Consider the following 12,629-nt stretch of genomic DNA (forward strand, 5'->3'; position numbering starts at 1 on the left):
GTCGTGTTTCGTCTCGCAATGCGTCGCATTCATCAACGAACCGCTTAATTTCTGCTTCAGCAGGTTTCACAGCTTCTTTCAGCTTTTTCAGGTAATCTCGGCCCGGCTTTTCAATCGCCGTCTTGCTGCGGGATACGGAAGCTGCTAGTGACGCAATCCGCGCTCTACCTTTCGCTGTTGATAGGTCAGGGACTTCATTAACCTCCTGTCGAATCTGGTTAAGGTAGCTATCAAGCCCGTTCGGGATATACAAAGTCGGGTAGGATTCAGGCTTTATGTCGATTACCGCCAAATCGGTGCTTTCATCTGCCATGCTCATTTCCTTGTATTTGGCCCACAGCAAAACACCGACTATAGTCAGTTATTTAGTAGTGGGAGTGGGGAGTTAGTGGGGGAGGTTAGTCTTGAAATTGGTTTTGGATGCTTTCTATAAGGTTAGTCACGGCATCTCGATAAAAATCGGCGTATGGTTCATCCTCCCATTCTGTTTCGCTACTCTGGGTAAGTTCAGTTAACTCATTCCAAAGTTCAACCGCCAATGCCTCTTGATTTAGGCTGTCAACATTAAGAATGCTATCTCTAAATGCAACCCGAACTAACTGACCTCCAAGAATATCAGTGGCCTTGTTTACCGCTGGTTCTTTGCCATCTTCAAACTCAACGACAAAAGTCATTTTTCCCATATCTCACCTATTTAGTTGGAGGGGTTAGCCTTAATTCCCATTAAGCTGTTTGCCTTTTCGATTACAGAAACCGGCACGATATTGCAGGTTGGAGTCTTGTCTTCTTCTGGGTAAAACTTATCCGTCCAAGGCAATGCGGCAACCATCTTTTCACCGGATTTGAAGTGGGCCATGGCAGAGAGCAAATCACTTCTGAATTGAATTATTGATCTGACAGTTGTCATTAATTTCTTTAACGCAGTTTTGTCAGAAAGGTCACTAGCGTAAAATGCATAACCCTTCCCATACACGTAGCGACCAATTCCAAATCGCTCTAGCTTGTCTGAATGAAGCTGCATTGCTGTCGATATGGCGCTGACATCTATTCGATCGCTGTATAAGTCGATTCGGTCTGTCTTATCGCAAGTTTCCAGAACTACAGGGCTAACACCCTCAAACAATTCATTCTGATATTTCTTATAAAGCTGCAGACATGCATCTTCTTTGAAAGCTGCAAATGCTTTATCAAATGCCGCTTTATGTTTGCTGCGAGTTGCCATATCGGCAATGTGATTCTTTATTTTTTGATTTAACTTGTACGGCATTCTCTTACCCCTTAACTATGTGGTGGGCTTCCGGTTAGCATTTATGCTTTTTGCTGAAAACTCGTTTAGCCTGAATTATCTTTGACTGATTAGCGGTCTTGTAAAATACCGCCCGACAGTGACTACAGAACAAGGTAGCGTTGCCGTATCCATCTAATCCCCAGCCGACAAAATCATTAATTTCTCGTTGCATGATTTCTCACTTAATAACGTGATAGCAATCTTCACGAACTTTACGGAAGCCTGCTGAAAACAATGATGCCGGTATGGCTGAACGTATAACCGCCCCAGTAGCTGCCAATATTTCCCTTTCGTTCTGCCTGCGTTCGTGTCGCCACGCCCGTCTCTTTTGCTTTGAATTCATAGTCACCTCACTTGTTCAGCACAGGCCGCTATCAAAACGACCTGTAATAAACATTTTTGCGCTTATCACATTCACCCATACAGTGCTGCCCATTCGCGCCCGTTCTCATTCTCATGCGGGGCTAATCTTCCCATCGACCGGATCGCGCTCGGTGGTACGTCGCATTTGTGCGTAGGGGGATGACAGAGATTCTGTGACCTTCCGACTTTCTCTATTGTTAAATAAGCAGCCTGTCGTCCTGACTGGCGCGGCGAGTAGTTCCGTCGTCCGCATCGATGTTTCGTTTCGATGGCTAAAGAATACCATTGATATTTAATATGTAAATACCCAAGGTATTTTAAAATGAAAAAGAATATTTTAGGTATTGATTTTTAACGTGATTTATTTTTACTGATATGCAGATTTGCACATCGAACTCACCTGTCAGGAGTAAAAAGTGTGCTAAGTTGGGTGAAATTTATGCGGAGGTAGGTATGAACTACGAAGAGCAAGCACAAATTCGATATCAAGAAATGTGCCGTATAGTTGGCGATGTGGTATTCGCTATGGTGGCAGAAGGTCATGAGACTAAAAGAGTGGCTATAGCCGATGTGATTCGAACGGAGCTAGCGAAAGGATTAGATAAGTGGGATGACGATCAGTTGCGGGTAATGGAACTGGCGGTTAAGCTGCTGGAAGAGTGAGATTGTCAGATTGCAGGCACAAAAAACCCGGCAGCGGGGCCGGGTTGTGCGTCACAAAGAGGCTTTAGCAAACTCAATTATTGATTTTTCATCATCATGCCTAAAGTGCATAATATGATTGTTATCAAAAGTTTTTCTAATTTCGCTCATTGCTTTTGCTTCAGAAATTGATGGGCTTTTATGTCCATCAATAGTGAAAAGCACACTTGATAAATTTAGTAAGTTCTCTGCGGCAGCCCTGCTAACGCGTGCCACCCATGAATCGCAATGCTCCATCATTTTCCCTGGCTCTTTTTGTACAAACGCCAGTGGCTTAATGGCACAAAGGACTTCATCTTCATTCTTTGCAACGAATGGCATACTGAATCTAGTTAAATCTCCACCAAAGGTTTCTTTTTTAAATGCGTGTCTTAGTTCAGCATGAGCATTTAATCTACGCTTTAGTTCTTTCGCAAGTATCTCTTCTCTTCGTTCTTTGCTGTAATCAGAATGATTTACGAACTGATTATAAATCCTAACAATCTCACTTTCTGGATTATCAGCCAGAACAACCCTAGTTGAACTAAAGTGAAAAATAGATTCCCGCCTTGCAGTTAAGTAATTGAAAAAATTAGCTAGTTCTTCGGATGTGCGGAATCTATGGCTTTGTTCTTGTGCATATTTTAATTCCCTTGCGACGGCATCTTTAGCTAAAGGGAAAATTGTATCATCCCTAAAAAATGCCGTAACTCTAGCATCATTGCTTTGAGTAAGCATGAAGTGAAAGGTTCGCTTTTTGGGGGCGCACATGACTACACCAATGTTCGCAAACTCTTCAGTTTCTGCGAATGGTGCGTATCTCACTATGCTATATAGGCATGGTGTGCTCATGTTATCTGGCTCCAAAAAACGTCATTCGATGCACGTGCTAAAGTATCTTCTATGTATGAGATAAAAAGATCGTTCTCATCTGGCTCTTCAAGTTTCCACTCTTCGGGAATTTCTGCAATGCATTCAGCTAGAATATTTCTGGCTAGCTCGATTTCATCCTCGCACTCTTGCCGATCTACGATATCAAAAATCCAACTTCTGTGTTGTGGACTATAAACATGCATTTTTACATCAGCCTCAGCTTCATCATGATCGAAGGCGAGGTTATGGTCAATTAAGTAATGCCTACTGTTAAAATAGTCAAAGATAATGTTGATATTTCCCCCGCGAGCGGACAGGGTTCTATCGGAGTTTTTTATCCATCTATCAAAAAGATATATTCTTTTTTGATGTGGTGTTTCAACACTAGAATGCGCTTGTTGTAACGTAATGGCCCCAGCCCCAGAAATAAACTTCGTTGCAAAAGCGTAGCCGGGGCTTAACTCGCCTTTCAGGTCTGGTACGAACTCAACTAATGATTGATCTACTTCTACAATTTTAAAGTCAGGAATTGATAACCCTAGTGCTTTTGCTAAACATCCTGCTATCCATTCAGCCATTAGCTCTTTTCTTGGCAGATTAGGCATACCCTTTACAACATAGAGTTCCCCATCCTCACATTTGCATAAGAAAGGGCGCGTAGAACCCTCAGGGATTCGCCTCACAAATTCTTTTACCTTTAGTATCCGATTATCCATGGTGTAAAGGCAGTCCTTGTTGTTATCTAACTTTTATACGCCGGTTGGAGTTTACCCACCCTAGCAGTGGGTTAGCCGTGGGTTAGTTGAATGTATCTTCGGGCCACTGTGCTTTAACCACTTTCCCAATAATCCGACAGTTCTCGTCAAATCGTATACTTTGATATCTAGGATTATTATTTAGCGGCTCAAGCCAGCGATAACCGTCATCCCATGTAAACTTCTTGAATGTGACCTCAGTATCGTTATGGATACCAGCAACACAGAAATCGCCATAAGTCACATCTTCTTTTGGATCCACCAAAATCAACATTCCCTCAGGAAAGCTAGGCTTAAAGCCATGAGGTGCGGTCATTGAGTGTCCGGAAACCTCAAGCCAGAACGCTAAGTCGCTAGCTTTCTTCGTGGTACTAATCCAATCTTTTGCATCTTTCTCTGTATATGAACCCACGGCAGAAAAGTTTCCTGCCTGAACGGTAGAGAATAATGGGTACGTGTAGGCGAGGATTATCGGACGTTGTGGATCTTCGGTATTTGAAGCTGCATAGTCAGAAATCTCTCTTGCAATCGATGGACTAAAATCAGATATGGATACCTGCAAGGCTTTTGCAAACACCGATGCTATCGGCGCGTTAAGTGCATTCCTACCATTAAGGTAATGCCCCACAGCACCTTGTGATATTCCTAGGTCATCAGCAATCGTATACTGAGTAATTCCCAAGGATTTTTTCTTTGACTCATACAAAGCCTTTAGCCGCTTAGCGTCCTCTAGCTGTTCTGTCGTCAATTCCTTTCTCTTTTCCATAATCTCATTGTAATAGCGATGGTATTTAGTGCGAAATATCTTAGGTATTGAATATAATAAATACCTGTAGTATTCTTTTGTTGATACAAAAATGGAGTGTGTCTATGAACAAAATGACTTTGGCTGATTACGCAGAAATTCACGGACAAGCAAAGGCTGCCAGTGATTTTGGCGTTATTCAGTGTGCAATCAGTAAAGCCATTCGAGCAGGTCGCCACATTGTCGTGACTGTAATGCCTGATGGAAGTGTTAAAGGCGAAGAAGTTCGCCCGTTCCCAAGCAACAAAAAAGCAGCTTAAGCACTACCGCTCTTTAAACAATCTGACCTCTTCATCCTTTTGGCCGAAAAGGCACTGGATGGAAAACCAAAGTGACAAGCTCACAGCTTTGTCACGTACCAATCAAATCACAAGGGAAGTATTACGCATGGAACGTGCAATTACTCGCAACAGTTTATCAATCACGTGTAAGCCAGAAGTGCTCGAAGGCTACTGGCTTAAAACCGCATTGGAATTTGGCAATAACGCAATGGCGAAGTTGATGGGAATTCATCCCACAGCTTTGAGCCGTGACAAGGCTCGCATAGCGAAGCTAGCCAGTCAGATGGTTCACATTCTCGGCATGCCTAACGACAGCGTAGCGCCGGAGGGATGCGAACAAAACATAGTCATTACAGGCGAGGAAGCTAAAAAGCTTCTTTCGATGCTGGAGCATATCAAGGCGTAGAGGTGTTTATGAGCTGGAGTCAGTTTGTTTACGACCAAATTGAGAAAGAGCTTCTCAAATTGAAGTACCCGCCAGCAATTGCAAAAGGGGGGGCAGCATTTGGTGAGGATTATTACAAGCGGGCATCACAGGCTAGTGCTAAGGGACGGATATATGACGATTGCCTGCGACTGGCTAAGGAATGGGCCAAGAAGAACACAACGGCATCAGACAGGGCTGATGAGCTTCGGGTTAAGTATCGTGAAGCTAAAGCGTCTCAGCAATCAGCATTGTTCTAAAGAAAATGCCCCAACAGCTAGAACTGTCAGGGCATCGGTAATCAGGTATGCAAGCCAATTACAGAGGTAATTATACATGCGAAAGAAAACTAACGCAAAGCAGCGAGAGGTTACTCAGCAGCGATCCGCCAAACCTGACGAGTTAGTCATGGTCTGCGTGGACAATCCAATATTCGGTCACAAGCTCGTTGAGAAATTCAAGGAGCTTAAGGCTATGCAGGGGAAAGCCAATGAGTAACGTCTTAGCGTTTCGTCAACCAGACACAGTAAGGCCGGAGGCAACCGGTAAGGGGTTTGCCTTGATGCATAGGAAAATAATGGATCTGCCTTTCTACAGGACGGATTCTGAAGCGGTTCACCTGTGGTTCCATTTCATACTTATCGCCAATCACGCACCGGCAATAATTAATACTGAGCTGGGTGATGTCATGGTTCGTCGTGGTGAGTTTATGACTGGCAGAAATAAGCTGGAACTGGCAACCGGTATTACCGGTAACCGCATCAAATATCTCATCGGTAAGTTTGAAAAACTTGGGATGATCACCAAGTCAACCACCAAGAAATTCTCACTAATTTACGTCACAAAATACGACGAATATCAGCCAAATATTGTGCCAACAGATTACCAACAAAGTGCCAACGCAAAGCCGCTTGCACCAAGCGCTGGCGCGGAGGTTGTGCCAACAGATTACCAACAGAGTGCCACAAACAATGAAATAACTAATAACTCTATTACTAACGTAATAGAGAGTCCCTCTTCAGCCGATAAAACGGGAAAGAAAAAACCGTCATTCAGTTGTGAAGATGTGGTCAATGCTTATCACGACATTCTGCCAGAAGCCAAAGGCATAAGAGCACTCAGTGACAAGCGACGTAACCTGATCAAAACCTTCTGGGTGAAAGCCAGCAAGATAACTCGGCAACTGGACAGCCAGCCATTCACGCTGGAAAGCTGGAAAGCCTACCTGACTTACATTTCCACCAACTGCCGCTGGATGCTGGAAAACAGACCTGATGCTCGTTCTGGCAAGACGTGGCAGAAAAAAGGGCTGGAGTATTTCCTGAACGATGAAACTTATCTGCTAGTCCGTGAGGGGGCCAAGGATGACCATTGATTATAAATTACCGCCGCACAGCCTTGAAGCTGAGCAGAGTGTTCTTGGTGGGCTGATGATTGACGGCGGTGACACTGACCGGTGCCGAACTGTGTTTTCAATCCTCAAGTCTGAATCGTTCTTCAGTCGCCCACATCGCATTATTTACGAAGGCTTGCGTCGTCTTGATAGCCAGCAGCAACCGCTAGACCTGATCACGTTATCGGAGTCTCTCGGTGATAGTGGTGAGCTGGATACGGTCGGCGGGTTCGGTTATCTGGCTGAGCTATCCAAGAACACGCCCAGCGCTGCGAACATTGTCGCTTATGCGAACGTGATCCGCGATCGAGCAATGAAGCGTTACGGCATTGAGAAGGCCAACAAAATCACTGAGCTGTTCTACGCCAATGACGGCATGACGGCTGAAGAGAAATTCGAAGCGGCTCAGTCCCTGTTTTCGCAAATAGCAGATCACGCTAAGACGGGTAATCAGAGAGGCTTACGCCGGTTCGAAGATGTATTTACTGACTGGGTTGATGTCGTGGAGAAGCGATTTTCTGGCGACCAAAGCGCTATCGGGCTAACCAGCGGAATACCTTCACTCGACGCCATGCTGGAACCAAAGCGCATTGTGAAAGGGTCACTGTTCGTCGTTGGTGCACGGCCTAAGATGGGAAAAACAACGGTCTACCTCAACATGGCTATCAACTGTGCGATGAACGAGAAGCTGCCAGCGCTGGCATTCAGTTTGGAAATGCCAGACCTGCAACTTGCCGAACGTATGATCACCCAGATATCCGGCGTATCAAGCAAGAATTTCTATCTTGATGGGTACGACGATAACCGGTTTGCTCTGGCTTCTGCCAAGGGCGTAGAGCTGGCTACCAACGGTAATCTCTATATCGACGACACCCCGGGTCTTTCACTGACTCACATCGTTTCAGAATGCCGCCGTATCAAGCGTGAACGTGGCGTTGTTGGCATGGTATTGGTTGACTATCTAACGCTGATGAAAGCCGAGAAAGCCGATCGCAACGACTTGGCCTACGGAATGATTACCAAAGGACTAAAGAACCTCGCCAAAGAACTGGATTGCGTCGTTGTGTTGCTAACCCAGCTTAACCGTGATTTGGAAAAGCGAAACAACAAACGCCCACTCCCTAGCGACTCCCGCGATACCGGACAAATCGAACAGGACTGCGACTACTGGCTCGGAATATACCGCGCTGGCGCTTACGACGATAACGCCAATCAACACGATACAGAGCTGCTGCTGAAGCTTAATCGCCACGGTGAAAACGGCATTGTGTATGTTGAGCAGCTATTCGGGGCAATTTATGACTGTGACCAGACTCAAGCCAGAGCAAAGGCTGATGAATCAGATCGCCGGTCATCCAAACAACAAGGTGGTTTCTGATGGACATAACTAAATCGCAGTCTGACTTTGAAGCTTGGGTGGTTACTTGGTGGCCCCAAAGCAAAACGATGATTGCTGAAAAGTTTGATGATGGCGGTTACTGGAACATGCCATTGCAACAGTATTTTGAAGCATGGAAAGCTGCGCGAGAAAGCATCGAGGTGGATATTCCTGAAGAAATGACCTGTCGTGAGGCGCTTGAACAGGGCCATACGAGTGATTATGCCAACGGGTTTACAGCCGCAATTATTCAATGTTATTCCGTTGTCCGCACTGCCGGCATTCGAATCAAGGGAGAGAGTGAGAAATGTTAGCAATCCCAAGCCGAATAAAGAGAGCACTTGATGTAATGGATTCGATTCTTTTCACGCATAGCTATTACTTTGACGATACCCAGCATTGGTCAAAGGTTGCTAAGCAGCAAATTGAAGGGATGCGGATTGCCACTAAAGCCAAGGCCATTGTTTATCACGACAGAATACTGAATGAGAGAAAATGCTGATGAAAGAGTTAGATAGTTTCACTGTAGAGAGACTGGAAGAATTTATTCGTCAGCCACTAGAAAACGGATTGACTCGCTGCGAACAGATGGCACTAGCCCGAATCGCGTTAGCTGCAAAGAGGGCTGAGCCTGAGGCTTGGCTATGGCGTGGAGCAATTGGTGAAATTTGGACGCAGGAAAAGAGAAAGGCTGATTTTGTTAAAGAGCATTGCCCAGAATTAGCAGTAACTAAGTTCTACACCACCCCCCAGTTGAACTCTCCGGAGATACCGGAAGGTTGGAAACTATTACCGAAAGAGGCAACTTTAGCCATGCTCACTCTGCTGGGGATGACAGGAAGCTTTGAAAGCATGCAAGAGCGCTATGCAAATATGCTAGCCGCCGCACCGGAGAATCCATGAAATATCACATCCGAATAAACCGTAACGAGATACTTTGCTGGAACACCTTGCCGAGACATCTACGTTACTTCGGTTATAGAAAAGACTGGATGGACGGGCCGATCCCTTGCTTCGGTTTCTGGTTCTTTCACTTTTATATTTGGTGGCGGGAGAAGGAAAATGGATAAACAAAAGTATTTACTTCTAAACGAAAGCATCAGAAATAACGCAATAGCAGCCATCAGAAACACACCGCTCGATTTCAAATCCCCCAAAGAAGTCATCATCCAGGAACCCAAACGAAGTCTTCCACAGAATAACAAAATGTGGCCGCTGCTTACTGACATTGCTGAGCAGGTTTTCTGGCATGGTGTGAAGTACAGCAAAGAGGACTGGAAGGATTTAATCACTGACCTTGTCGCAGAAACCAAGAAGCAGGAACGCAGACAGGCACCGGGCATTACAGGTGGCTATGTTCGCTTTGGTCATCGCACAAGCCAGATGAGAAAGAGCGAGATGGTAGAGATTATTGAGGCCGCTTACTGGTTCGGCACTGAGCATAACGTGAAGTTTAGCGATGATGCCAAGCGAGAAGTGGAGTGGGCCAACCGATGGGGAAATACACCATGCGACAAAGGCAAAGCAGCATAGTTGCAGTAATGGAAAATTCAATCTTTAAAGTATCCCACCGAACCAAGCCTAAACCCCCAATCCCCGCAAGCCAGATAAAGACATTTGATTATTCCATGGGCTGTTGCAAGCAAAATTCGACAAAGTAAGGAGAACGCGATGAGTGACTATTCAGCGATGAGCGACGAAGATATTAATAAATTGGTGGGCGGGCACATTAGTTTTGCTGACAAAGTGATGGTAGGAACCGGTCAGAATGACTACTGCAACAACCCCGCTGATGCATGGCCGATTATCATGGCAAATAAAATAAGCCTGATGTTCGACAGAAGCTTGGAGGATGGATGTAATGCTGAGTGGTGCCTCGCTTCATCACCGTGCGACCAGATAATTGTGGACCACGTTATACCGGACAAAATTCTCCGCTCCGCCATGATTGTCTTCCTGAAGATGAAGGAGAGCAGCCATGCCTGAGCTCCCCCAATCAATATGTATCTTCTGCTTCCTGATGCTTAACAAGGGTGAAACCTACGCTCATCAGAAATGCATTGATAAAGCAGCGAAGGAGAAAAAAGATGAGTAGCTTTCGAGATTTAGTTAAGAAATTACAGGATGACTCCCGCACTACGGTTGATTTAATTGCCTTCAAAAAAGACAGGTCCAACCAAACATCAGAAAGCCGGTATTTCGTTAAACATTCAGCAAAAACCATTTTAGAACAAGAGATGGTTATTCATGGCAACACTTTTGGCTATAAGGCCGAAGTGGTTATTACTGAATTCCCTTACATGGAAACTGAGAAAGCTGCAGCGCTAAAGCTTGCTGACTGGCTAAAGAGAATGGCTCTGGCAATCGAGGGTCACTACATCGAACCAGAGGAGGACGCCGATGATAACCGGCAAGCCGAAGAATAAGCCGCCCAAGCAAAAGAAGTGCAAAGTCTGCCCCACCAAGTTCACCCCTAGAAACTCCCTCCAAATAGTCTGCTGTGGTCACTGTGCTTACCTTTACCAAAAGCGGCAATCTGAAAAGAAAGCGGCTGAAAAGGCATTGGAAGAAAGGAAATCATGGAGAGAGCGCAAGGCTAAGTTGAAGCCATTGAAGCATTGGGAGGATATGACGCAGCGTGCAGTGAATGACTACATCACCAAGTGTCGAGATGTTGATGAGCCCTGTATCAGTTGCGGAACTTATCAGGCATTTGAATGGCACGCTGGGCATTTCAGAACGATAGCTAAAGCATCCCAAATTCGATATGTGGAGGACAATATAAATAAACAATGCAGTGCGTGTAATACCCATCAGTCAGGAAATGTCACACCGTACCGCATCAATCTTGTAAAGAAAATCGGCACTCAGCGCGTTGAGGCGCTCGAAAACAACAATACCCCTCACCGATACACCCGCGAAGAACTCGAAACCATCAGAAAGCTATACAGAGCGAAATTACGTGAGTTTATAAAACTTCAGGAGGCCGCATGAAAGCAGATGTGAAAACTATTCCCGAGTTACTAATTGCCGCCTATGGAAACCAATCAACTGTAGCGGCCCAGCTAAATACTCAACGTGCAACGGTAAAGAAATACGCCAATGACTCTAAGAGTGAGCGTCACGCCATTGTTAACGGGCGGCTGATGGTGGGGACGGCTAACAGGAAGAGGTCAGCATGAGCACTGATACCGAAAGTGAATTAAGTAATGTCGTCGCCTTTCCGGAAAGAAAAGAATCCCTAAATGACTCTCAGACAATGCGCCTTGATGGTGGAAGTAAAATTCGATGCCAGCACGAATCTGTATTGGTCAATGAAAAGGAGAGAACGTTACGGTGCCGTCGCTGTGATGCGCTAGTAGAGCCATTCAATTACATTTTGCACCTTTGCGAATACGAAAATAGATACGTGGAGAACGTGAAGTATCTACGTCGTGAGGAAAAGCAGCGGCGGCAGAATATCGAAAAGCTAATTCAGATAGAGAAAAATGCAAAAGCCAGAATCAGAAAGGCCGGATGCAAAGATCCTCTCCCGCTATGGCAAAACGAAAGGGTGGAATCATGAGCAAAATTACCTACCCATGTGAAACGGCAGCAATTTTTCAAGATGTCATTTTCGTTATTCACCCACGAAATTCATCTGAATTGCTCGGCGAAGCTGATAGGGCGGCTGAATTCTTTCTGAGTCACTTCCCATACGCAACGCTGGAAAATATCCGTGAAGAAATCGTCTATAGCTTCGGCGGTCTGTATCTGAACGACTTTCAGTTAATTCGAGAGGCAGCATAAATGCGTGACATTCAACAGGTACTAGAACGCTGGGGCGCATGGGCCGCTGACAATAGAGAAGATGTCTATTGGCCTCCTATCGCTGCCGGATTTTCAGGTCTAATCCCATCAAAAGTAAGTAGCAGAACTCAATGCTGTGATGAGGACGGGTTAATTATTTCAGGTGTTATGGCTGGATTAAATAGTAAGCACCCAGCGGTTCATAACTTGTTGTTTGACTATTACGTATTTGGCAAAACCTTCATGCAGTTATCGAAAGAACATCACTGCTCTGATGGTCATATCGGCAAGAAACTACAAAACGCTGAGGGCGTCATTGACGGCTATCTGATGGCGCTAGAAGTAAGGCTAGAAATGGATAAACAAGTCAGGCTCGTTGCTTGACGATAAACCACTTGGCGCAAGGATGCGTTAGATATGAAAAATAATCTTTACGTACGTAAAAAACTGAATATCATGATAAGAGTAGTCAGTTCGTCACATAGCTTACACAATCAAGAAGGCTCAGTTAATCGCTGGGCCTTTTTGCTATATAATACTAAGTGGCTAGGGTAGCTCCCGAAAAGCGGTATCGTCACCGCCTGCCTCTTAATCAATGG

Annotated in this window: 23 protein-coding genes and 1 pseudogene; 18 read left to right on the forward strand and 6 right to left on the reverse strand. The window is 45.2% G+C overall.

The window, feature by feature from the left end; genetic code table 11:
* The 3 genes and pseudogenes from BN68_RS00050 to BN68_RS00060 form a co-directional block, all read right to left on the reverse strand.
* Positions 1-313: pseudogene (locus BN68_RS00050) on the reverse strand (hypothetical protein); the annotation flags it as partial.
* An 85-nt stretch (positions 314-398) separates the two neighbouring features.
* Positions 399-683, reverse strand: coding sequence for a hypothetical protein (locus tag BN68_RS00055; RefSeq protein WP_019209103.1), 285 nt, complete (start codon positions 681-683; stop codon positions 399-401).
* An 11-nt stretch (positions 684-694) separates the two neighbouring features.
* Complete coding sequence (locus tag BN68_RS00060) at positions 695-1,267, reverse strand: hypothetical protein (protein ID WP_019209104.1); 573 nt, start codon at positions 1,265-1,267, stop codon at positions 695-697.
* Between the two features lie 837 nt (positions 1,268-2,104).
* Here BN68_RS00060 and fumD point away from each other — a divergent pair.
* A complete protein-coding gene (gene fumD / locus BN68_RS00065) occupies positions 2,105-2,314 on the forward strand; it encodes a fumarate hydratase FumD (protein ID WP_019209105.1) in 210 nt (69 codons plus the stop codon).
* A gap of 51 nt (positions 2,315-2,365) precedes the next feature.
* Here the strand turns inward: fumD and BN68_RS00070 are convergent, their stop codons facing one another.
* The 3 genes from BN68_RS00070 to BN68_RS00080 form a co-directional block, all read right to left on the reverse strand.
* A complete protein-coding gene (locus tag BN68_RS00070) occupies positions 2,366-3,184 on the reverse strand; it encodes a DUF3037 domain-containing protein (protein WP_019209106.1) in 819 nt (272 codons plus the stop codon).
* The gene (locus tag BN68_RS00075; RefSeq protein WP_019209107.1) at positions 3,181-3,921 is read right to left on the reverse strand and encodes a HipA family kinase; all 741 of its coding nucleotides are present in this window, start codon (positions 3,919-3,921) and stop codon (positions 3,181-3,183) included. The genes BN68_RS00070 and BN68_RS00075 overlap by 4 nt, the downstream gene beginning before the upstream one ends.
* Positions 3,922-4,003: 82 nt before the next feature.
* The gene (locus BN68_RS00080) at positions 4,004-4,729 is read right to left on the reverse strand and encodes a LexA family protein (RefSeq protein WP_145579331.1); all 726 of its coding nucleotides are present in this window, start codon (positions 4,727-4,729) and stop codon (positions 4,004-4,006) included.
* Positions 4,730-4,830: 101 nt separating this feature from the next.
* Here BN68_RS00080 and BN68_RS00085 point away from each other — a divergent pair, with 101 nt between their 5' ends.
* The 17 genes from BN68_RS00085 to BN68_RS00160 all read left to right on the forward strand — a co-directional run bounded on the left by BN68_RS00085 (position 4,831) and on the right by BN68_RS00160 (position 12,414).
* The gene (locus tag BN68_RS00085) at positions 4,831-5,025 is read left to right on the forward strand and encodes a Cro/CI family transcriptional regulator (protein WP_019209109.1); all 195 of its coding nucleotides are present in this window, start codon (positions 4,831-4,833) and stop codon (positions 5,023-5,025) included.
* Between the two features lie 58 nt (positions 5,026-5,083).
* The gene (locus BN68_RS00090; protein WP_231294015.1) at positions 5,084-5,452 is read left to right on the forward strand and encodes a hypothetical protein; all 369 of its coding nucleotides are present in this window, start codon (positions 5,084-5,086) and stop codon (positions 5,450-5,452) included.
* An 8-nt stretch (positions 5,453-5,460) separates the two neighbouring features.
* Positions 5,461-5,730, forward strand: a complete 270-nt coding sequence (locus tag BN68_RS00095) for a hypothetical protein (protein ID WP_019209111.1) — start codon at positions 5,461-5,463, stop codon at positions 5,728-5,730.
* Between the two features lie 76 nt (positions 5,731-5,806).
* Entirely contained in the window at positions 5,807-5,968 is a 162-nt protein-coding gene (locus BN68_RS23780) for a hypothetical protein (RefSeq protein ID WP_019209112.1), read from the forward strand.
* Positions 5,961-6,845, forward strand: coding sequence for a hypothetical protein (locus tag BN68_RS00100; RefSeq protein WP_019209113.1), 885 nt, complete (start codon positions 5,961-5,963; stop codon positions 6,843-6,845). The genes BN68_RS23780 and BN68_RS00100 overlap by 8 nt, the downstream gene beginning before the upstream one ends.
* Positions 6,835-8,241: a DnaB-like helicase C-terminal domain-containing protein gene (locus BN68_RS00105; protein WP_019209114.1), complete on the forward strand. Its 1,407-nt coding sequence runs from the start codon at positions 6,835-6,837 to the stop codon at positions 8,239-8,241. The genes BN68_RS00100 and BN68_RS00105 overlap by 11 nt, the downstream gene beginning before the upstream one ends.
* Entirely contained in the window at positions 8,241-8,555 is a 315-nt protein-coding gene (locus tag BN68_RS00110) for a hypothetical protein (protein ID WP_019209115.1), read from the forward strand. Before BN68_RS00105 ends, BN68_RS00110 begins: the two co-directional genes overlap by 1 nt.
* Before the next feature lie 35 nt (positions 8,556-8,590).
* Positions 8,591-8,743 carry a hypothetical protein gene (locus BN68_RS00115; protein ID WP_154295269.1) on the forward strand — a complete coding sequence of 51 codons (153 nt, stop codon included), beginning with the start codon at positions 8,591-8,593 and terminating at the stop codon, positions 8,741-8,743.
* A complete protein-coding gene (locus BN68_RS00120; RefSeq protein WP_145579332.1) occupies positions 8,743-9,144 on the forward strand; it encodes a hypothetical protein in 402 nt (133 codons plus the stop codon). Before BN68_RS00115 ends, BN68_RS00120 begins: the two co-directional genes overlap by 1 nt.
* 159 nt (positions 9,145-9,303) lie before the next feature.
* Positions 9,304-9,774: a recombination protein NinB gene (locus BN68_RS00125; protein WP_019209119.1), complete on the forward strand. Its 471-nt coding sequence runs from the start codon at positions 9,304-9,306 to the stop codon at positions 9,772-9,774.
* Positions 9,775-9,912: 138 nt separating this feature from the next.
* The gene (locus BN68_RS00130) at positions 9,913-10,227 is read left to right on the forward strand and encodes a phage protein NinX family protein (RefSeq protein ID WP_019209120.1); all 315 of its coding nucleotides are present in this window, start codon (positions 9,913-9,915) and stop codon (positions 10,225-10,227) included.
* Between the two features lie 101 nt (positions 10,228-10,328).
* Entirely contained in the window at positions 10,329-10,667 is a 339-nt protein-coding gene (locus BN68_RS00135) for a hypothetical protein (protein ID WP_019209122.1), read from the forward strand.
* Entirely contained in the window at positions 10,642-11,235 is a 594-nt protein-coding gene (locus tag BN68_RS00140) for a recombination protein NinG (RefSeq protein ID WP_019209123.1), read from the forward strand. The genes BN68_RS00135 and BN68_RS00140 overlap by 26 nt, the downstream gene beginning before the upstream one ends.
* Positions 11,232-11,423 carry a protein ninH gene (locus BN68_RS00145; protein ID WP_019209124.1) on the forward strand — a complete coding sequence of 64 codons (192 nt, stop codon included), beginning with the start codon at positions 11,232-11,234 and terminating at the stop codon, positions 11,421-11,423. The genes BN68_RS00140 and BN68_RS00145 overlap by 4 nt, the downstream gene beginning before the upstream one ends.
* Positions 11,420-11,806 carry a hypothetical protein gene (locus tag BN68_RS00150; protein ID WP_019209125.1) on the forward strand — a complete coding sequence of 129 codons (387 nt, stop codon included), beginning with the start codon at positions 11,420-11,422 and terminating at the stop codon, positions 11,804-11,806. Before BN68_RS00145 ends, BN68_RS00150 begins: the two co-directional genes overlap by 4 nt.
* Positions 11,803-12,030: a hypothetical protein gene (locus BN68_RS00155; protein ID WP_019209126.1), complete on the forward strand. Its 228-nt coding sequence runs from the start codon at positions 11,803-11,805 to the stop codon at positions 12,028-12,030. The genes BN68_RS00150 and BN68_RS00155 overlap by 4 nt, the downstream gene beginning before the upstream one ends.
* Positions 12,031-12,414 (forward strand): antiterminator Q family protein, encoded by a 384-nt coding sequence (locus BN68_RS00160; protein WP_019209127.1) that lies wholly within the window; start codon positions 12,031-12,033, stop codon positions 12,412-12,414.
* Positions 12,415-12,629: the final 215 nt, after the last annotated feature.

Origin of the sequence: Yersinia massiliensis CCUG 53443 (genome assembly GCF_000312485.1) — a bacterium.
Classification (GTDB): domain Bacteria; phylum Pseudomonadota; class Gammaproteobacteria; order Enterobacterales; family Enterobacteriaceae; genus Yersinia; species Yersinia massiliensis.